The following is an 18,836-nucleotide window of genomic DNA, read 5'->3' as shown; positions in this document are numbered from 1 at the left end:
AACGGTGCCGGACCTCACCAGCCCAGACCCAGGCGCAGCGGCAGGTAGACCGCCATGCCGCAGACGATGGTGCCGAGCACGCCGCGCTTCCAGAAGAACCAGGCCATGCCGGCGGCCGCGGCGAACAGGCGCGCGTCCTTCCAGGTGGTGATGAGCGCGCCCTGGTTCATCACGATCTCGGGAACGATCACCGCCGCCAGCGCCGCGATGGGCGCGTACTGCAGGCCGCGCTGGGCCCAGTGCGGCAGGCTCCAGGGCTTGCTGGAGATGAAGAAGAAGCCGCGCGTGATCACGGTGATGCAGCCCAGCGCGACGATGGTGAGCAGGGTCCAGGGATCGAGGTCAAACATGGTGTGCCCCCTGCCCCGGCGCCTGGGGTCTGAATTTCTCGAGCACCAGGCAGATCGCCACCGCGCTCGCGATTGCCACCAGGATGTTGAGCTTGAGCGGCAGCGCCCAGGCCGCGACCGCCGCCGCGCCGGCCACGCCGGCCGAAACGAAGCGCAGCTTCGATGAGGCCAGCGAGCACAGCACGCCCAGCAGCGCAAGGATGCCGGCGAAGCCCAGGCCCCAGGCCACGGGGATCGCGTTGGCCAGGGCAATGCCGGCCAGGCTCGCGCCCATCCAGGCCACGTAGTTCACCGCGCAGTTGCCCATGAGGTAGGCCTGCTGCTGCGCCAGCTCTTCCTCATTGGTGCCCGGGTGCGGGTAGCGGCGCGCGAAGAACACGTAGCTCAGGTCGCCGGTGATGTAGCCCTTGATCAGGCGCTCCCAGCGCGGCAGGTGCATCAGGTAGGGCCGCAGGTGCGCCGAGAACACGACGAAGCGCAGGTTCACGCAGAAAGCCGCCGCCAGGATCACCCACAGCGGTGCGCCCGCGGCGATCATGGGCACGGCGGCGAGTTGCGCGCTGCCGGCGTAGACGATCAGCGTCATGAGCACGGCCTCCAGCGCCGACAGGCCGGACTGCACCATGGCCACACCGGTCATCAGGCCCCAGGCACCGATGCCCATGGCCACCGAGACCTGGTCGCGCACGCCATCCCAGTACTCGGGGCGGTCGCGGTATTCACGGCGGTGGAACATCAGGGCGCCTCTTTCGGCGAGGGCGCGGCGTCCAGCACCTGACCGGGTGCGAGCGCAAACCCGCGCAGGAACTCCGCCGCCGCGAGGCGCTTGCCGCCCGCGCGTTGCAGCTCGGTGAGCACCAGCACACCGCCGCCGGTGGCCACGCGGATGCCATCGGCGTCCACCGCCAGCACCTGGCCGGGCGTGCCCTGCGCCGCTGCGGCCTCGGCGTGCGCGGACCACACCTTGATGGCCTCGCCCGCCAGCGCCGTGGCAGCCCCCGGGAAGGGGTTGAACGCGCGGACCCGGCGCGCCAATGTCTCGGCCGGCGCGGTCCAGTCGATCGCGGCCTCGGCCTTTTCGATCTTGTGCGCGTAGGTCACGCCCTCGGCGGGTTGTTTCTCGGCCTTCAGGCCACCACAGGCGGCGATCTCCAGTGCTTCCACGATCAGGCGCCCGCCCAGCGTGGCCAGACGGTCGTGCAGGCTGCCGGTGGTGTCCTGGGCCTGGATGGGCAGGCGCTCGATCAACAGCATGTCGCCGGTGTCCAGGCCGGCGTCCATCTGCATGATGGTCACGCCGGTCTGCGCGTCGCCCGCCTCGATGGCGCGGTGGATCGGCGCCGCGCCACGCCAGCGGGGCAGCAGCGAGGCGTGGATGTTCAGGCAGCCCAGGCGCGGCGTGTCCAGCACCCACTGGGGAAGGATGAGCCCGTACGCGGCCACCACCATGGCATCCGCCTGCGCGGCCTCGATGGCGTCACGCGCCGCCCGCGCGTCGTCGGGGTACTTGCCGTCCAGCCGCAGGCTGCGCGGCTGCGCCACGGTGATCTGCTGTTCCTGCGCGAGTTGTTTGACGGGCGAGGGCTGCAGTTTCATGCCGCGCCCCGCCGGCCGATCGGGCTGGCTCAGCACCAGTGGCACGCGAAAGCCGGCGGCGAGCAAACGCTCGAGCGCCACACGCGCAAATTCCGGCGTGCCGGCAAAAATGAGGTTCATGAAGAAGAAAAGGGACCGATGGCGCGACGCCGCGCGGCATCAGGGATGGGACACGGCGTCGACGGGATCGCCGAGCACCTGGTCGTCGGAGAACATCAGCTGCCGCACCACACCCGAGGGGTCCAGGTGCACATGCACCAAGCGCGGCCGCGTGGCTTCCAGGAAGCGGTAGCTCCAGACCTCGCCATCGAAGCGCGCCACGCGCTCCACCATGGCCGGGCGACCCATGCCGCGCAACACGTCTTCGCGCGTCCAGCGGCCGATCTCGATGTGCCGCAGCAGCCAGCCCGCGTCCATCACCTGCTCGTACCGCACCAGGCGGCCATCGGGTCCGAGATCGAGGTTGTGCACCCAGGGGCCCGAGGGCTGACCCGAGTACTGCAGGCGCGTGCCCGCGGGCAGCGTGTGAACCAGCGTCGGCCGGCCCAGCCGGGTCTCGATCTCGCTGCGCGGCGTGCCCGCCGCCACCTGTTCGGGCATCAGTGAACAGCCCGCCAGTGCCAGCACGCTCACCACGACCAGGCCACGCAGCGAAGAAGCCAGAGAGATGTTCATGCGCGCAATGCCTCTCGTTGAGCCTTGACCAGTTTGGATTTGATGCGATCGCGCTTGAGCGGCGAGAGGTACTCCACAAAGACCTTGCCGAGCAAGTGGTCCATCTCGTGCTGGATGCACACCGCCAGCATGCCCTGGGCATCGATCGTGCGCTCCACACCGTTGCCGTCGAGCGCGCGCACCCGCACGGCGATCGACCGCTCCACGCCGTCGTAGATGCCGGGCACCGACAGGCAGCCCTCTTCGCCCTTGCGCTTCTCAGGGCTGGCCCATTCGATCTCGGGGTTGATCAGCACCAGGCGCTCGTCGCGCGTCTCGCTCACGTCGATCACGATCAGGCGCTCGTGCACATCCACCTGCGTGGCCGCCAAGCCAATGCCATTGGCGTCGTACATGGTCTCGAACATGCGCTCGATCAGCGAGCGGATGCGATCATCCACCGCCTTGACCGGCTGGGCCACGGTGTGCAGGCGCGGGTCGGGGTAACGCAGGATGGGCAGAAGCGACGGCGAATTCATGAAAATCGGGTGGGTTCGGGACAGGTCCAGGCAGGGGCCTCCATTGTCGCGGGGCGACGGCTGGCGCCAAGCCGGTGACAGGCGGAAGACGATGTCGCTATTTTCGCCACTTTTGCGACGGCGCGTGAAATCCCTCCGCCATATACGTTGCCCAATCAATGGCTTGGGCGCAAAATCAAAAGCGACTTGTCAAGACGCGATCGCCGCTCAGGGGCCACTTCATGCCATTGCAAACCCGCCAGTCCGCCGAATTTTTCTTCTTGCGCCAGCGACGTTCGCTGGTCTGTGCCGCCGCCGTGCTGGCCACCTCGATCACCGGCAGCGCCTTGGCGCAGAACTTCCCGATCACCCCCGGGCAACGCGCCACCGCCGACCAGGTGGCGCAGAACGGCGTGCCGCTGTCCGAACTCGCGCCCAATGCGCCCGACAGCTACACCATCAAACGCGGCGACACCCTGTGGGCGATTTCCGGCGTGTTTCTCAAGACGCCGTGGCGCTGGCCCGAGCTCTGGGGCATGAACCGCCAGGACATCCAGAACCCGCACCGCATCTACCCCGGCCAGGTGCTGTACCTGATCAAGTCCGGCGACCGCGCCATCCTCAGCACGCGCCCCGCCGGCAACGGCGACCCGGCCACCGTTCGCGTGTCGCCCCGCACCCGCTACGAAAGCCTGGGCGACTCGGCCATTCCGCCGGTGTCGCTGCAGGCCATCGAGTCGTTCCTGACCGAACCCATGATCGTCGACGAAGCCACCTTCGCGCGCGCACCGCGCATCGTGGCCACGCAGGAAAACCGCGTGCTGCTCACCCGGGGCGACCGCGCCTATGCGCGCGCCCTGTACGGCGACGGCCCGCAGAACGAACCGCTGCGGGTCGTGGACGGCAAGTCGATCGACTACCGCGTGTTCCGCAACGCCACCCCCCTGCGCGATCCCACCACGAGCGAAATCCTGGGCTACGAAGCCCAGTATCTGGGCAAGGCCCAATTGGTGAGCGGCGAGACCCAGCGCCCGGCCGCCGACGGCAAGGCCCCGGCCGAGATCGTGCCGGCCTCCATCGACATCGTCGCGGCCAAGGAAGAGATGCGCATCGGCGACCGGCTGTTGCCCGAACCGGAACGCGAACTCAGCCACTTCGTGCCACGCGCGCCCGACACGCCACAAAGCGGCCAGATCGTCTCGGTGTATGGCAACGCGGTGCGCTATGCGGCCCAGAACCAAGTGGTCTCCATCAACCGCGGCCGCGCGCACGGCATCGAGCGCGGCCATGTGCTGGCGCTGCAGCGCGAAAGCAGCCTGATCACCGACACCACCGATCAGACCCGCCCGCAACTGCGCCTGCCCGGTGAGCGCAACGGCCTGATGATGGTCTTCCGCACCTTCGACAAGGTGTCCTACGCGCTGGTGCTGCAGATCACCGACGGCGTGAAGGTCGGCGACCGCTTCGTCAACCCCTGATCGGCGCGATGCCCCGACCCGAGTTGGCCGCCTGGTTGCGGCTGCTGCTCACGCCAGGCGTGGGCCTCGACTCCGCGCGAAAGCTGCTCGCGGCCTTTGGCCTGCCCGAAGCGGTCTTCGCCCAACCGGCCTCGGCTTGGCAGGCGGTCGTCGGTGCCCGCGCGGCGAGCGCGCTGGAGCAGCCCCCCGAAGACCTCGAGGCGCAGGTGGATCGCACGCAGGCGTGGCTGGCCGACGCCGCGGACCGCCACATCCTGACCCTGGGCGATCCGCTCTACCCGCCCGATCTGCTGCAGATGGCCGATCCGCCGGTGCTGTTGTACGTGCTGGGCGACGTGCAGGCCCTGCACCACCCCCGGCGGCTGGCCATCGTGGGCAGCCGCAACCCCACACCCCAAGGCGAAACCAACGCCCGCCAGTTCGCGCAAGCACTTGGGCAGGCCGGGGTCTGCGTGGTCTCGGGCCTGGCCCTGGGCGTGGATGGCGCCGCGCACGATGGCGCGATGCTGGGCGGCGCTCCCACGGTGGCCGTGGTGGGCACCGGGCTGGACCGCGTCTATCCCAAACGCCACTTGGCCTTGGCCCACCGCATCGGGGCGCAGGGCGCGATCGTCAGCGAGTACCCCTTGGGCACCCCCCCGCTGCCAGCCCATTTCCCGCAACGCAACCGCATCATCGCCGGCTTGTCGCAAGGCACGCTGGTGGTGGAAGCGGCCGTGCAGTCCGGCTCGCTGATCACCGCGCGGCTGGCGGCGGAGCAGGGTCGCGAGGTGTTTGCGATCCCGGGCTCGATCCATGCGCCGCAATCGCGCGGCTGCCACGCGCTGATCCGCCAGGGCGCCAAGCTGGTCGAGTCGGCGCAGGACATCCTGGAAGACCTGCGCTTCGCCGAACCGGTACCGCCGGACGACAGCGCCGGGCCGGGCAGCGACCACGGCGCCAAGGAAGACAGCCTGTTGCGGGCCATGGGCCACGATCCGGTGAGCCTGGATGCCTTGCAGGCCCGCACCGGCCTGGACACGGCGCACCTGCAGGCGCGCCTGCTCGAACTGGAACTGTCGGGAGAGGTGGCCCGCCTGCCGGGCGGGTTGTTGCAACGGCAGGGCCAGGGCTGAGCCCCGGCAGGCCCGCTCAGTTGAGCAGGCGCTCGGGGTTGGCCTCGAGCTTGGCCATCGCGTCGCGCGTGGCGCGCACGGTGAGGGCCTCTTCCTCGCTGGGCACCAGCAGGCCAGCCTGCAGGTAGGACGCCACACGCATCGCCTGGATCAGGAAACAGCGCCCACCGTTGGTCACGAACAGGTAGAGCTGGCCACGCTCGCTGCGCCAGGCCAGTTGCACGCTGTTGAGCTTGCCGTTGTGGTCCAGGCCGAACCACGAACCGATCTGCAGCTCCACCGCCCAAGAGCGCATCGCCTCGTTGGGCTGGCTGCCTCCCTGGTTGATCACCTCGATGTTGCTGGCGTCCACGCCGGTGATCATCTCGATGCTCTCGGTGTCCAGGTCCAGGTCGCCCACACCGTTGGCCGGCAGGTAGTCTTCCAGGTTGGCCAGCCGATCGGACAGGTTGTCCAGGCTTTCCTGCGAGATGGGTTCGGTGCGCGACATGAAGGCATCGGCCAGCGTGTCGCTCACCGACTTGATGTGCTGGTCCTGCAGCGAGGTGGGGAAACCCAGCAGCCCCATGCCATGGCGCAGGCGCTGCAGCAGGCCGGGCAGTTGCTGGATCACGCGGGCGCGGTCGTTGCGATTGGGCTTGGCGCTGGCCGCCCACAGCAGGTCGGACGCGACCTGCTTGAGCGAGGTCGTCTCTTCGTGCTTCAGGCCGTACTTCACGCTGGCCACGGCCAGCACATCGACCCACACCTTGAACAGGAAATCGCGCACCTCGTCGCGCACCGGCACATCGTCCAGCAGCTTGCGCAACTCGATCGTGTACTGCACCGACAGGGTTTCCTTCTGCTCCACCTGCTGCGCGACGCTCACGAAGCGGCTGGCGCTGCCTTGCTCGCTGAGGTAGGTGGAGAGGAATTTCTGGAACTCGTCGAACACCAGCTGGAACACGCGCCGCCCGGTTTCGGGGTATTGCTCGATCACCTGCACCACGCGCTTGATCTCGGCCTCCAGCGCGGCCGAGCCGACGTTGGACTCGAAGCCCATCACACAGGAGCCCATGCGGTCGATCAGGCGGCGCGCCGGATGCTGCAGGGCGCTGAAGAACTCGGGTTCGGCCAGCGCAACGCGCAGCACCGGGATCTGCAGCCGCGCGAACCAGACCCGAACGCTCGGCGGAATGCGCTCTTCGGCCAGGATGCTCTGGAACATCAGCGCCACCACCTCGATGGTGGCCTTTTCGGTCGGCGTGCTCGCGGCCTGCTTGAGTTCGGCAGTGCGCTGGCGCAAGGAGGTGGCGACCCGCTCCACATGCGAGGCGTCCACATACACCGCGCCCACACCCGAGGAGCCGGACACGTAGAGACCCGCGGCCACGCTGGGCGACGCCACCTGATGCTGGATCGCCTGCTGCAGACGGGGCGAGGGCGGCAACAGCTGTGTGGCCTCGAAATCGCCACCGACGCGGTCGATCAGCATGCGCTTGAGACGCCCGACCACGCCCTGCGCCCGCATGCGCGCCCGCGCCAGCGGAGACGTGCCCGTCATGAGCCGGGTTTCATCGTGCACACCCATGCCGGACGATGGTGCGCCCGCGCGGCCAGCACCGAAGTTCGATCCCGGCCCCATGCCGGACACACCGCCGGGCGCGGAGGCGGGCATGGACGCCGGCCCGCCGGCCATCCGCTGTCCCGCCGTCATCGGGCGCGGCGCGGTGGTGGCCGCGGCCGACGCATCGCTGCGCACCACCGGACCTTCGCTGCGGCTGCCCGGCACCCGTTTGACCAGGGCCTGCAGGTCGATTTCCTTCATCACCCCGCTGGCCACCAGAAACTCGTTCGCGGCCTTGTAGGCCTCATGCAGCTTGGTGGCCATGACCGGCGCCAGCGCGTCCTGCACCAGCACCCAGGCCTCCCGCGTCATGTGAGCGTCCAGCCACTGGTCCACCAGGATGCGCGCGGTGACATCGGGCAACAGCACGTCGCCCCGAGGCAGCTCCAGCCGGCCTTCCAGGTGCTGGATGCGCAGGCGCAATTCGTTGAGTTCGGTGGACGACTTGTCGAGCACCTGCATCGCCAGGCGCGAGGCCAGGATCTGGTCGTCGATCGCGCCTTCGGCCACCAGCTCCAGCTGGCCCGAGACACTGGTGGGACTGCCGGAGTTGGAGAAGCGCGGCAGCAGCGAACGCTGCAGCGCCTTGCGGCTCTGGTTGAGCCAGGTGGTCTGGTTTTTCTGGAACCCGGTCCATGCGTCGCGACGGGCCTGCATGTCGCGCGCCGAGCCGGCCTGATCGAGGATCGAGGTCAGCCGCGTGTCACAGACCTTGACCCATTCGGGAAGCGCCCGTCCCACATGAACCACGAAGAGTTCACGTGCCTGTTTGGCCAGGGATGAAACGTGCTGATCGGGCGGCGACACAATGTGTGCAGTATGACACGATTGGATTCATCCACAGGCGTCAGGCGCGCTGTATAAGGCGCGCGCTTTCGCGCTTAAACGACAGCACCGGCGTTCGGGTCGTCCGGATCGCCTTCGGTTTTGCTGCTGGTCTTGACCAGGTCTTCGCGCTTGATGCCCAGCCACATCGCCATGGCCGCTCCGACGAACACCGACGAGTAGATCCCGAAGCAGATGCCGATGGTCAGGGCCAGGGAGAAATAGAACAGCGTGGGGCCGCCGAACACCAGCATGGACAGCACCATGGCCTGCGTGGACCCGTGGGTGATGATGGTGCGGCTGATGGTGGAAGTGATCGCGTGGTCGATCACCTGCTGCGTGTTCATCTTGCGCTGGCGCCGGAAGGTCTCGCGGATGCGGTCGAAGATCACGACCGACTCGTTGACCGAATAGCCCAGCACCGCGAGCACCGCCGCCAGCACGGCCAGCGAGAACTCCCACTGGAAGAAGGCGAAGAAGCCCAGGATGATGACCACGTCATGCAGGTTGGCCACGATGGCCGAGACCGCGTACTTCCATTCGAAACGGAACGCGAGGTAGATCATGATGCCCACGATCACCAGCCCCAGCGCCAGCAGGCCGTTGGTCACCAGTTCCTGGCCCACCTGCGGGCCGACGAACTCGGTGCGGCGCAGCTCCACGGCGGGGTTCTGCGCCTTGAGGGCCGCGAGCACGGTCTCGCTCTGCTGACTGGAGGTCTTGCCCGCCTGCACCGGCAGGCGCAGCAGCACGTCGCGCGAGGTGCCGAAGTTCTGCACCGGCACATCGGCGTAACCCAGCGATTCGATGACCTTGCGCACCGAGGTGAGGTCGGCCGGCTGTTCGTAGGCCACCTCCATGACGGTGCCGCCCGTGAACTCGACCGACAGGTGCAGGCCGCGCGTGGTCAGGAAGAAGACGGCGGCGATGAAGGTGAGGAAGGAGATCGCGTTGAGCAACAACGCGTTCTTCATGAACGGGATGTCGCGGCGGATGCGGAAGAATTCCATGGCGTGAGGTCCTGATCAGTCGGCCTTGGCCGTGGCGTTCTGGGCGTCGGGACGCCAGACGGTCCCGATGGAAACGGTCTTGAGCTTCTTCTGACGGCCGTACCAGAGGTTGACCACGCCGCGCGAGAAGAACACCGACGAGAACATGCTGGTGAGGATGCCCAGGCAGTGCACGACGGCGAAGCCGCGCACCGGGCCGGAGCCGAAGATCAGCAGCGCGATGCCCGCGATCAGCGAGGTGACGTTGGAGTCCAGGATGGTGGACCACGCGTGGTCGTAGCCCGCGTTGATGGCCATCTGCGGCGAAGCGCCCCGGCGCAGTTCCTCGCGCACGCGCTCGTTGATCAGCACGTTGGAATCGATGGCCATGCCCAGGGCCAGCGCCATGGCGGCGATGCCGGGCAGGGTCAGGGTGGCCTGCAGCATGGACAGCAGCGACACCAGCAGCAGCACGTTGAAGCCCAGCGCGATGCTGGAGAACACGCCGAACAGGGCGTAGTAGATGCACATGAACACCACGATCGCGATGAAGCCCCACAGCACGCTGTGGAAACCCTTGGTGATGTTCTCGGCACCGAGGCTCGGGCCGATGGTGCGCTCTTCGATGATTTCCATCGGCGCGGCCAGCGAACCGGCGCGCAGCAGCAGCGCGGTGTCGTTGGCTTCCACCGTGGTCATGGCGCCCGAGATCTGGACCCGGCCACCGCCGATTTCGCCGCGGATCACGGGCGCGGTGACGACCTCGCCACGGCCCTTCTCGAACAGGATGATGGCCATGCGCTTGCCGACGTTCTCGCGCGTGACGTCGCGGAACACGCGCGCGCCCTTCGCGTCCAGCGTGAGGTGCACGGCCGCTTCCTGGGTCTGGCTGTCGAAGCCGGCCTGGGCATCGGTGAGGTTCTCGCCAGTCAGCAGCACTTCGCGCTTGACGACCACCGACTGGCCGCCGCGCTCCGGATAACGCTCGGCACCGAACGGCACCGGCCCGGTGCCGCGCGCGGCCGCCTGGGCTTCCATGCTCTCGTCCACCATGCGCACTTCCAGCGTGGCGGTGCGGCCCAGGATGTCCTTGGCCTTGGCCGTGTCCTGCACACCCGGCAGTTGCACGACGATGCGGTCGGCGCCCTGCTGCTGGATCACCGGCTCGGCCACGCCGAGTTCGTTGATCCGGTTGTGCAGCGTGGTGATGTTCTGCTTGAGCGCCTGCTCCTGCACGCGCCGCGCGGCTTCGGGACTGATGGTGCCCACCAGCCGGAAGTCGGCCGTCTCGGTGACCTGCAGGTCGGCGAACTGGGTGCGGATCAGGTCGCGTGCCGCGCCCAGGGTCTGGGCGTCACCGGCGCGCAGCTCGATGGTCTGGCCGCTGCGGTTGATGCCGCCATGCCGCAGGCCCTTTTCGCGCAGCAGGGTGCGCAGGTCGGTGGCGAGCACGTCGGCGCGCCGCTGCAGGGCGGCCTGCATGTCCACCTGCAGCATGAAGTGCACGCCCCCGCGCAGGTCCAGGCCCAGGTACATGGGCGAGGCGCCCAGGGAAGCGAGCCAGGCCGGTGTGCGGGGCAGCAGGTTGAGGGCCACCACATAGCTGGCATCGGCCGGATCCGGGTTGAGCGCTTTCTCCAGGGCATCGCGCGCCTTGAGCTGATCGTCGGTGCTGTCGAAGCGGGCCTTGACCGAATTGGCATCGAGCTGGATGCGCGTGCTCTGCACGTTCTGCGCCGCCAGCGCCTGCTCCACCCGAATGACCGTGCTGGGCTCGATGCGCACCGTGGACCGGGCCGCCGAGACCTGCACGGCGGGCGACTCCCCGAACAGGTTGGGCAGCGCATAAAGCGCACTGATCAGCAGGGCGACCAGGATGATCGCGTACTTCCACAGCGGGTAACGGTTCATGGTGAAGCCGGGCCTGAGGCCTGGAGTTGTTCAGCGGAGGCGAAAGCGCATTTCAAGGGCCCGGTCCGACACAGCGGCGCCGGGCCGGCTTGCTCAGACGCTCTTGATCGTGCCCTTGGGCAGCACCTGCACGACGGCGGTGCGTTGCATCTGGACTTCCATGCCGTCGGCAAGTTCCACGCCCACATAAATCTCGCCGATCTTGGACACCTTGCCCAGGAAACCACCGGCGGTGACGACTTCATCGCCCTTGGCCAGGGCCGAGACCATGGCCTTGTGCTCTTTCTGGCGCTTCATCTGGGGGCGGATCATCACGAAGTACAGCACCACGAACATCAGCACCAGGGGCAGCATGCCCAGCAGGGTGGATTGGGTGTCGCCAGCGGCTGCGGCTTGGGCGTAAGCGGAGGAAATGAACACGGGAGGTCTCCAACAGGTTCGGGGTCAGGACAACGCCAAAGGCCCGGGGCCGCCTGGATGAGGCGACGCCGGGCACTCCGGACTCAACCGTCGATTGTATGCCGGGGTGGTTCCGCGAATCAGGCGGCGCGGGCCAGGTTCGGCGCCGCTTCGGGCTGGCGCCATTGCTGCAGCAGGCCTTCCCGGCGGCTGCGCGCGGCGGCGAGGTGGCGCTCCTTCACATGGCCAAAGCCCTTGATCTGCTCGGGAAGGCGCGCGATCTCCACCGCCAGGGCGTGGTTCGTGCTGGTCAGGCCGGTCAGCAGGGCCTCGACATCGGAGCGGTACTGCCCGATCAGGGCCCGCTCGGTGCGGCGCTCTTCGGTGCGGCCGAAGATGTCCAGCGAGGTGCCACGCAGGCCCTTGAAACGCGCCAGCAGCTTGAACACCTTGAACATGAAGGGGCCGAACGGCTGCTTGACCAGCTCGCCCCGCTCGTTCTTCTTGGCGATCAGCGGTGGGGCCAGGTGCACCTTGAGCTTGTAGTCGCCTTCGAACTGGCTGGCCAGGCGGGCGTGGAACGCCGGGTCGCTGTGCAGGCGGGCGACCTCGTACTCGTCCTTGTAGGCCATGAGCTTGAACAGGTTGCGCGCCACGGCTTCGGTCAGCGTGGTCTTGCCCAGCGAGGCTTCCGACGCGCGCACGCGGTTCACGAAGTGCCGGTACTGGTCGGCGTAGCCGGCATTCTGGTAGCCGGTGAGGAAGTCGACGCGGCGGGCGATCAGGTCGTCGAGCGAGTCGCGCTTCTTGAACTGGATCACCTGCTCGCCCGCCCCGGCCTTCTGCCACAGCGCGGCCACGGCCTGCAGGTCGTGCGCGGCGCGGCGGCCCCATTCGAAGGCCGCCTTGTTCTTGTCGATCTGCACCGCGTTGAGTTCGATGGCGCGCATCAGCGAAGCCAGCTCCAGCGGCAGCCAGCCCTTCTGCCAGGCGTAGCCCAGCATCATGGGGTTGGTGTACAGGCTGTCGCCCATCAGGCGCGTGGCCGCCGTCTCGGCGTCGAACGTGCCCACCGCATCGGCCCCCAGGCTGTGCACCAGCGCGTCCACGCAGGCCTGCGCCGGGTTCTGCCAGTCGGGGTTCTTGACGAAGGCCGCGGTGGGCGTGGCGTTCACGTTGAGCGCCACGTGCGTGCGGCCGGCGCGCAGGCGGGCCCAGGTTTCCTTGTTCGCGCTGACGATCGGGTCACAGCCCAGGATCAGGTCGGCCGACGCGGCCGACACGCGGGTGGTGCGGATGTCGTCCTGCCGTGCGCCGATGAGCACATGGCTCCAGGTCGCGCCGCCCTTCTGCGCCAGACCCGCCGCGTCCTGCGTCACGATGCCCTTGCCTTCCAGGTGCGCGGCAACACCCAGCAGCTGGCCGATGGTGATGACACCGGTGCCGCCCACGCCGGCGACGATGATGCCCCAGGCCTCCGCGTCCAGGGTGGGCAGCACGGGCAGCGGCAACGCGCCACCGGTCCATTCGAGCTTGGCCCCGCCTTTTTCCTTCTTGCGCAACTGGCCGCCTTCGACAGTGACGAAGCTCGGGCAGAAGCCCTTCACGCAGGAATAGTCCTTGTTGCAGGTGCTCTGGTTGATGGTGCGCTTGCGGCCGAATTCGGTCTCCAGTGGCTCGACGGACAGGCAGTTGGACTGCACGCCGCAGTCGCCGCAGCCTTCGCACACCAGCTCGTTGATCACCACGCGCTTGTCCGGGTCGACCATGGTGCCGCGCTTGCGGCGGCGGCGCTTCTCGGTGGCGCAGGTCTGGTCGTAGATGATGACCGTGGTGCCCTTGATCTCGCGGAACTCGCGCTGCACGGCATCGAGCGTGTCGCGGTGCTGGATCGCAATGCCCTCGGGCAGGCCCTTCACACTGTCGTACTTCTCGGGTTCGTCGGTGACGATGGTGATCTTCACCGCGCCTTCGGCGCGCATGCTCTGCGCGATCTGGACCACGCTGTGGCCTTCAGGGCGCTCGCCCACCTGCTGGCCGCCGGTCATGGCCACGGCGTCGTTGTAGAGGATCTTGTAGGTGATGTTCACACCGGCCGCGATGCTCTGGCGCACCGCCAGCAGGCCGCTGTGGAAGTAGGTGCCGTCGCCCAGGTTGGCGAACATGTGCTGGTCGTGGCTGAACGGCTGCTGGCCGACCCAGGGCACGCCTTCGCCGCCCATCTGGGTGAAGCCCACGGTGGCGCGGTCCATCCAGATCGTCATGAAGTGGCAGCCGATGCCGGCCATGGCGCGCGAGCCCTCGGGCACGCGCGTGCTGGTGTTGTGCGGGCAGCCCGAGCAGAACCACGGCTGGCGCTCGGCGCCGGCCACGCCCTGCGTGAGCAGGGTCTGCATCGACTGCTCCTGCGCCGTCAGGATGGCGAGCTGGGCATCGATGCGCGCCATCACGTCCTCAGGGACGCCGCCGATCTTCTTGAGGCGCTTGGCCACGGCGCGCGCGATGATGGCCGGTGAGAGGTCGGCGTTGGCGCGCAGCAGGGTGCGCGCGCTGGGGTTGGGCATGCTCCATTCGCCACCGCTGAAATCGCCCTCGACCTCGTCGAACTTGCCCAGCACGTTCGGGCGCACGTCGGGGCGCCAGTTGTAGAGCTCTTCCTTGAGCTGGTACTCGATGACCTGGCGCTTCTCTTCCACCACCAGGATCTCGCGCAGGCCGGTGGCGAACTCGCGCGTGGTCTGCGCCTCCAGCGGCCAGACCACCGACACCTTGTGCAGGCGCAGGCCGATGCGGCGGCAGGTCTCGTCGTCCAGCCCCAGGTCCAGCAGGGCCTGGCGCGTGTCGTTGTAGGCCTTGCCGCTGGCGATCAGGCCGAAGCGGTCGTTCGGCCCGGCGATCACGTTGTGGTTGAGCTTGTTGGCGCGCACATAGGCCAGCGCGGCGTACCACTTGTAGTCGAACAGGCGGGCTTCCTGGTCGAGCGCGTGGTCGGGCCAGCGGATGTGCAGGCCACCGGGGGGCATCTCGAACTCGGGAATGACGATGTTCACGCGCCCGGGATCGATTTCGGCCGTGGCGCTGGATTCGACGATCTCCTGGATCGTCTTCATGCCGGCCCACACGCCGCTGAAGCGGCTCATGGCCAGGGCGTGCAGGCCCAGGTCCAGGATGTCCTGCACCGAGGTCGGAAAAAACACCGGCAGGCCGCAGGCCTTGAAGATGTGGTCGCTCTGGTGCGCGGCGGTGGAGCTCTTGGCCACGTGGTCGTCGCCGGCCACGGCGATCACGCCGCCCCAGGGCGTGGTGCCCGCCATGTTGGCGTGCTTGAAGACGTCGGAGCAGCGGTCCACGCCCGGGCCCTTGCCGTACCAGATGCCGAACACGCCGTCGAAGCGGTTGCTGCCCGCTGGCGCGAAGCCCAGTTGCTGGGTGCCCCAGAGCGCGGTGGCGGCCAGTTCCTCGTTCACCCCGGGCTGGAACACGATGTTCTGCGCCTTCAGGTACGGCGCCGCCTTCTGCAGGGCCTGGTCGTAGCCGCCCAGCGGCGAACCCCGGTAGCCGCTGATGAAGCCCGCGGTGTTCTTGCCCAGCAAGGCGTCTCGCTGGCGCTGCAGCATGGGCAGCTTCACCAGCGCCTGCACGCCGCTCATGAAGGCGCGACCGTGATCGAGTGCGTATTTGTCGTCGAGGGTGACCGTCTCGAGCGCGCGGCGGATGTGGTCGGGCAGGGGGGCGTTCATCGGCTTGTCTCCGTGGGGGATGTGGGGCCTGCTTCGTGGGCGGGTCGTGAACGGGGTGTGCAACGGGTAGATGCACGCCTCCAGTGTGGCGCACAGTGTATGCCCCAGTGCGCGATAGGTGTTTGCGTTTCATGCCTGTTTTCACGATGATCGAGAAAGATTCATTCCCAAAACAGGCCATCATGGAAACACTCGATAAGTTCGACATCGCCATCCTGCAAGAACTGCAAAGCGACGGCCGCCTCACCAACGCCGAGCTGGCGCAGCGTGTGGGCCTGTCGGCCGCGCCGTGCTGGCGGCGCGTGCGGGCGCTCGAGGAATCGGGCTTCATCCGGGGCTACCGCGCGGAGATCGACCGCGAAAAGATCGGCCTGGGCGTGCTGGCCTTCGTGCGCCTGGACGCCGACCGCAACAGCGGCGACGTCACGCGCACCCTGGAAAACGCGATCCGCCGCATCCCCGAGGTGGTGTCCTGTCATTACATCAGCGGCTCCGGCACCTTTGAGCTGCAGGTGGTCAGCCGCGACCTGAACCACTTCAGCCAGTTTGCCCGGGAGGTCCTGCTCAACCTGCCCAACGTGAAAGACCTGCACACCAGCTTCTCCCTGGGCGAGGTGAAGTCCGGCAGTGCACTTCCGTTGCAGCACCTGGTAACCAGAAGTACGAACACGGCAAAAGGTGCGTGAACTTGAGCACTTTTTTCGCCGCTCGTCTTCGTTTTTTTACCGTCGGTTAACAAAGTCGCCGTAAGTGCTTGAAAAGTGTGAAATTTTTCCTCGGCCACATATTGATCCTCGAAGTGACTTTCCGTAACATCCGCCCATCACCCACCCGTGGGCCGCGTACCTAAAAGTGCTCAGACCCCACTTCTGCACCGTCCTGAAGGAAACGTCGTGAAAAAAGCCCTGTTGCTCCAATCCGCCCTGGCGCTGGCCTTGGCCACCCCGCTGATGGCTTCGGCCGAATCCCAGCTCGTCACCGGCGCGGGCAGCGCGGTGGCCCGCCTGGACTTCCGCGTGACGATTCCCCGGGTGCTGTTCCTGGCCGTGGGCACCGGTGCCGGCGCCTTCGCGACCAACACCACGATCGACACCGTGACCTTCGACTACACCAGCAACCCGGCCGCCGTCGGCACGGGTGCGACCGCCGGCGCGGTCACCGGCAACGTGGTGCCGGTCCGCGTGGTGGGCAACAACGGCCAGGTCACCCTGGCCGCGTCCACCACCGGCGCGCTGACCAACGGCACGGCCGACACCATTCCCTGGTCCGAGATCTCGGCCACCAGCAACCTGGCCGCGCTGCCCAGCCCGGCCATTCCGAACACCGGCGCGGGCGCGGCCTCCAACGTCACGCTGTCTTCGGGCACCAAGATCACCGACCGCACGGCCAACTGGACCTTCAGCTACGCCAACTCGGCCGTGGTGGCACCCGGCACCTACGGCACGACCAACGGCCGCGTGACCTACACCGCCTCCATGCCCTGAGTCTGCGCGGCAGACCTTGAGAGGGCGGCCCCACCGCCGCCATCGGCCTCCCGGAGGGTTTGCCCCGTGCAACCCTCCGTCGCCATTTCAGGCGCCAAGCTTTTTCGGACAGCCACGGTCAGCCAGACACCATGAAGCGCACGACAACCCGATCCAGCCAGGCCCGCCTCGCGGCGAGCAGTTGTCTGGCTTTGCTGTGTCTGGCGGAAATGGCCGCCGCGCACGCCTGGTCGCTGACGATCACCTCCGGCAGCCGCCGCCTGTTCCTGCACGTGGGCAACGGCGCCATGAGCGGCACCAGCGGCACCTTGAATGGCACGGCCGGCACCAGCGGGCCCGTCAACCTGGTGCAGGTCACGGTGCCGGCGGCGCAGCTGGGCAATGGCGCGGACCTGGCCATGACCAGCGACAGCACGCAGTCCACCAGCCTGTACGCCGACGGCTACACCACCTGCCCCACGCCCGCCAGCCAGGTCATGGTGGGCGCCGGCTACCGCCGCAACAGCGGCTCGGCCAACGCCACACTCACCGTCTCCTCGCCCACCAGCCTGACCAACGCGGGCGGCGACACCATTCCCTTCACCGAGATCAGCTGGACCGTGTCGGCCCCGGGCAGCGGCGCGCCCAACGTGATCCCGGCCGGCACCTTCAACGGCGGCACGCAGACGCTGGCGACGGTCCCGGGCAACACGTATTTCGAGAACTGCCACTCCTACGTCTACGCCAACAACGCGGTGCGGGCAGCCGGCACCTACAACGGCCGGGTGACCTACACCCTGAGCAGCCCATGACGGCTTTCCGACGCTTCGCCCTGGCGACGCTGTGCGGCCTGCTGACCAGTACCGCCTGGGCCAACCCGCACCGCCTGGACGACTCGCTGAGCCACACGGTGCCACCCAACGTGCAGATGCAGTGGCTGCCCCTGAAATCGGGCCAGCCCTTCGCGGGCGGCATGGAAGCCTGGCTGCGCGTCAACATCCGCATCGACACGCGCGACTGGATCGGGCGCAGCGGGCGCATCTACATGGTGCTGCCGCGCGACGAGGCCTCCACCGTGGAAGCGGTCTGGACCACCCAGGGCCGCCTGCAGGCGGGCCGGCTGGTGTCGGGCGAGCGCGCGCTGGTGCATGCCGGCCCGATCACCACCCCCACGCTGGAAGACCAGTTGCAGGTGCGCCTGCGCTCGAACGCCGACTGGCAGTCGAACAGCCGCCGCCTGAATTTCCATTTCGAACTGGATGCCGACTGATTCCGCCATGCGCCCTGCATTCCTGAGCCTCTTTCGCCGCCCCGCCCTCGCGCTGGGCGCCCTCGCCCTGGCCAGCGCCTCCCACGGCGCGCTCGCGCAGGGCTTCGCGGCCTACATCACGCCCCCGCGCTTCGAGGTGCAGGTCGCGCCCGGTCAGAACCTGCGCCAGGTGGTGGAGATCCAGCACGTGGGGCAGCAAAAAGGCAACTACCGCATCTACACCAACGACTGGACCTTCCTGCCCGACAACTCGGTGGCCTTCAGCGACGCGCTCGCCGCCGACAGCTGCCGGCCCTGGGTCGCGGTCGAGCGGCGCGAGCTGACGATCGAGCCCGGCGCGCGCTACCGCTACCGCTTCGAGATCACGCCCCCGCCGGGCACGCCGGCGCGCGAGTGCCGCTTCGCGCTGATGATCGAGGGCCTGGAGCCCGCGCGCGTGCAGGGCGACCTCAATTTCCCCGTGGGTGGCCGCATTGGCGTGATCGTGTACGCCACCATCGGCGACGCCACCCCGAAGCTGGAGATCACCGGCACCCGCGTGGCCCAGGTGGATGGCCAGCCCAGCGCCGTGGTCGAGGTGCGCAACCTGGGCAATGCCCACGGTCGCCTCGAAGGTTTCGTCAACGGCACCGACGCCAGCGGCGCGCGCTTCGAGATGGCGCCGGCCGACCTGCCCATCCTGCCGGGCGAGACGCGGCGCATCGCGATCACGCCGGTCGCCGAGAACGGCAAACCCACGCCCACGGTGCGCTTTCCGCTGACGGTCAAGGGCAACCTCGAATGGGGCAAGAACCGCCTGCCGCTGGACGCGAGCTTCGCTCCATGAGGGGGCTGGTGCCGCGCCCGTCCCATTGCCTGCTGGCGCTCCTGGGTGCATCGACCCCCTGGCTGGCGGCCTGGGCGCAGAGCGCGGCCCCACCTC

Annotated in this window: 17 protein-coding genes; 7 read left to right on the top strand and 10 right to left on the bottom strand. The window is 68.1% G+C overall.

Going from position 1 to position 18,836, the window contains the following annotated elements:
- Positions 1 to 14: 14 nt before the first annotated feature.
- The 5 genes from AC3WPZ_RS20435 to def are packed head-to-tail and all read right to left on the bottom strand — an operon-like array spanning position 15 to position 3,139.
- Positions 15 to 350 (bottom strand): AzlD domain-containing protein, encoded by a 336-nt coding sequence (locus tag AC3WPZ_RS20435; protein WP_291121731.1) that lies wholly within the window; start codon positions 348 to 350, stop codon positions 15 to 17.
- Complete coding sequence (locus AC3WPZ_RS20430; RefSeq protein WP_382153081.1) at positions 343 to 1,086, bottom strand: AzlC family ABC transporter permease; 744 nt, start codon at positions 1,084 to 1,086, stop codon at positions 343 to 345. The genes AC3WPZ_RS20435 and AC3WPZ_RS20430 overlap by 8 nt, the downstream gene beginning before the upstream one ends.
- Complete coding sequence (fmt, locus tag AC3WPZ_RS20425; RefSeq protein WP_492441215.1) at positions 1,086 to 2,066, bottom strand: methionyl-tRNA formyltransferase; 981 nt, start codon at positions 2,064 to 2,066, stop codon at positions 1,086 to 1,088. Before fmt ends, AC3WPZ_RS20430 begins: the two co-directional genes overlap by 1 nt.
- Before the next feature lie 39 nt (positions 2,067 to 2,105).
- Positions 2,106 to 2,621 carry a hypothetical protein gene (locus AC3WPZ_RS20420; protein ID WP_492441213.1) on the bottom strand — a complete coding sequence of 172 codons (516 nt, stop codon included), beginning with the start codon at positions 2,619 to 2,621 and terminating at the stop codon, positions 2,106 to 2,108.
- Entirely contained in the window at positions 2,618 to 3,139 is a 522-nt protein-coding gene (gene def / locus AC3WPZ_RS20415) for a peptide deformylase (RefSeq protein ID WP_291121735.1), read from the bottom strand. Before def ends, AC3WPZ_RS20420 begins: the two co-directional genes overlap by 4 nt.
- Before the next feature lie 221 nt (positions 3,140 to 3,360).
- On the opposite strand from def, the gene AC3WPZ_RS20410 reads away from it, so the two are divergent.
- Together AC3WPZ_RS20410 and dprA are read left to right on the top strand one after the other, a co-directional pair.
- On the top strand, positions 3,361 to 4,596 hold the full coding sequence (locus AC3WPZ_RS20410) for a LysM peptidoglycan-binding domain-containing protein (RefSeq protein ID WP_492435923.1): 1,236 nt from the start codon (positions 3,361 to 3,363) through the stop codon (positions 4,594 to 4,596).
- Positions 4,597 to 4,604: 8 nt separating this feature from the next.
- Positions 4,605 to 5,711: a DNA-processing protein DprA gene (dprA, locus tag AC3WPZ_RS20405; protein ID WP_382322270.1), complete on the top strand. Its 1,107-nt coding sequence runs from the start codon at positions 4,605 to 4,607 to the stop codon at positions 5,709 to 5,711.
- 16 nt (positions 5,712 to 5,727) lie between these two features.
- Here dprA and AC3WPZ_RS20400 read toward each other — a convergent pair whose 3' ends face one another.
- From AC3WPZ_RS20400 to AC3WPZ_RS20380, 5 genes are all read right to left on the bottom strand, one after another.
- A complete protein-coding gene (locus AC3WPZ_RS20400) occupies positions 5,728 to 8,124 on the bottom strand; it encodes a DUF1631 family protein (RefSeq protein ID WP_492441211.1) in 2,397 nt (798 codons plus the stop codon).
- 74 nt (positions 8,125 to 8,198) lie between these two features.
- Positions 8,199 to 9,152, bottom strand: coding sequence for a protein translocase subunit SecF (secF, locus tag AC3WPZ_RS20395; protein WP_382322271.1), 954 nt, complete (start codon positions 9,150 to 9,152; stop codon positions 8,199 to 8,201).
- Positions 9,153 to 9,167: 15 nt separating this feature from the next.
- Positions 9,168 to 11,042 (bottom strand): protein translocase subunit SecD, encoded by a 1,875-nt coding sequence (gene secD / locus AC3WPZ_RS20390; RefSeq protein ID WP_291121740.1) that lies wholly within the window; start codon positions 11,040 to 11,042, stop codon positions 9,168 to 9,170.
- A 93-nt stretch (positions 11,043 to 11,135) separates the two neighbouring features.
- Complete coding sequence (gene yajC, locus AC3WPZ_RS20385; RefSeq protein WP_291121741.1) at positions 11,136 to 11,462, bottom strand: preprotein translocase subunit YajC; 327 nt, start codon at positions 11,460 to 11,462, stop codon at positions 11,136 to 11,138.
- Positions 11,463 to 11,581: 119 nt separating this feature from the next.
- Entirely contained in the window at positions 11,582 to 15,181 is a 3,600-nt protein-coding gene (locus tag AC3WPZ_RS20380) for an indolepyruvate ferredoxin oxidoreductase family protein (protein ID WP_492435928.1), read from the bottom strand.
- 182 nt (positions 15,182 to 15,363) lie between these two features.
- On the opposite strand from AC3WPZ_RS20380, the gene AC3WPZ_RS20375 reads away from it, so the two are divergent.
- From AC3WPZ_RS20375 to AC3WPZ_RS20355, 5 genes are all read left to right on the top strand, one after another.
- Positions 15,364 to 15,867, top strand: a complete 504-nt coding sequence (locus AC3WPZ_RS20375; protein WP_382325775.1) for an Lrp/AsnC family transcriptional regulator — start codon at positions 15,364 to 15,366, stop codon at positions 15,865 to 15,867.
- Positions 15,868 to 16,074: 207 nt separating this feature from the next.
- The gene (locus tag AC3WPZ_RS20370; RefSeq protein ID WP_291121743.1) at positions 16,075 to 16,665 is read left to right on the top strand and encodes a hypothetical protein; all 591 of its coding nucleotides are present in this window, start codon (positions 16,075 to 16,077) and stop codon (positions 16,663 to 16,665) included.
- A gap of 131 nt (positions 16,666 to 16,796) precedes the next feature.
- Entirely contained in the window at positions 16,797 to 17,456 is a 660-nt protein-coding gene (locus AC3WPZ_RS20365; RefSeq protein WP_492441209.1) for a hypothetical protein, read from the top strand.
- A complete protein-coding gene (locus AC3WPZ_RS20360) occupies positions 17,453 to 17,914 on the top strand; it encodes a hypothetical protein (RefSeq protein WP_382322273.1) in 462 nt (153 codons plus the stop codon). Before AC3WPZ_RS20365 ends, AC3WPZ_RS20360 begins: the two co-directional genes overlap by 4 nt.
- Positions 17,915 to 17,921: 7 nt before the next feature.
- Complete coding sequence (locus tag AC3WPZ_RS20355; RefSeq protein ID WP_492441207.1) at positions 17,922 to 18,740, top strand: COG1470 family protein; 819 nt, start codon at positions 17,922 to 17,924, stop codon at positions 18,738 to 18,740.
- Positions 18,741 to 18,836 lie beyond the last annotated feature (96 nt).

It is taken from the genome of Hydrogenophaga sp. FW305-3-2-15-A-LB1 (genome assembly GCF_058787875.1).
The sequence above is the reverse complement of the archived record's forward strand: the minus strand, read 5'-3'. Positions and strand labels throughout refer to the sequence as shown.

Bases quoted from the DNA above. Each gene is read 5' to 3' on its own strand.
- dprA (WP_382322270.1), top strand. From the start codon at position 4,605: ATGCCCCGACCCGAGTTGGCCGCCTGGTTGCGGCTGCTGCTCACGCCA.
- AC3WPZ_RS20360 (WP_382322273.1), top strand. From the start codon at position 17,453: ATGACGGCTTTCCGACGCTTCGCCCTGGCGACGCTGTGCGGCCTGCTG.
- AC3WPZ_RS20355 (WP_492441207.1), top strand. From the start codon at position 17,922: ATGCGCCCTGCATTCCTGAGCCTCTTTCGCCGCCCCGCCCTCGCGCTG.
- def (WP_291121735.1), bottom strand. From the start codon at position 3,139: ATGAATTCGCCGTCGCTTCTGCCCATCCTGCGTTACCCCGACCCGCGC.
- AC3WPZ_RS20410 (WP_492435923.1), top strand. From the start codon at position 3,361: ATGCCATTGCAAACCCGCCAGTCCGCCGAATTTTTCTTCTTGCGCCAG.
- secD (WP_291121740.1), bottom strand. From the start codon at position 11,042: ATGAACCGTTACCCGCTGTGGAAGTACGCGATCATCCTGGTCGCCCTG.
- AC3WPZ_RS20380 (WP_492435928.1), bottom strand. From the start codon at position 15,181: ATGAACGCCCCCCTGCCCGACCACATCCGCCGCGCGCTCGAGACGGTC.
- secF (WP_382322271.1), bottom strand. From the start codon at position 9,152: ATGGAATTCTTCCGCATCCGCCGCGACATCCCGTTCATGAAGAACGCG.
- AC3WPZ_RS20420 (WP_492441213.1), bottom strand. From the start codon at position 2,621: ATGAACATCTCTCTGGCTTCTTCGCTGCGTGGCCTGGTCGTGGTGAGC.
- AC3WPZ_RS20435 (WP_291121731.1), bottom strand. From the start codon at position 350: ATGTTTGACCTCGATCCCTGGACCCTGCTCACCATCGTCGCGCTGGGC.
- fmt (WP_492441215.1), bottom strand. From the start codon at position 2,066: ATGAACCTCATTTTTGCCGGCACGCCGGAATTTGCGCGTGTGGCGCTC.
- AC3WPZ_RS20365 (WP_492441209.1), top strand. From the start codon at position 16,797: ATGAAGCGCACGACAACCCGATCCAGCCAGGCCCGCCTCGCGGCGAGC.
- AC3WPZ_RS20430 (WP_382153081.1), bottom strand. From the start codon at position 1,086: ATGTTCCACCGCCGTGAATACCGCGACCGCCCCGAGTACTGGGATGGC.
- AC3WPZ_RS20375 (WP_382325775.1), top strand. From the start codon at position 15,364: ATGGAAACACTCGATAAGTTCGACATCGCCATCCTGCAAGAACTGCAA.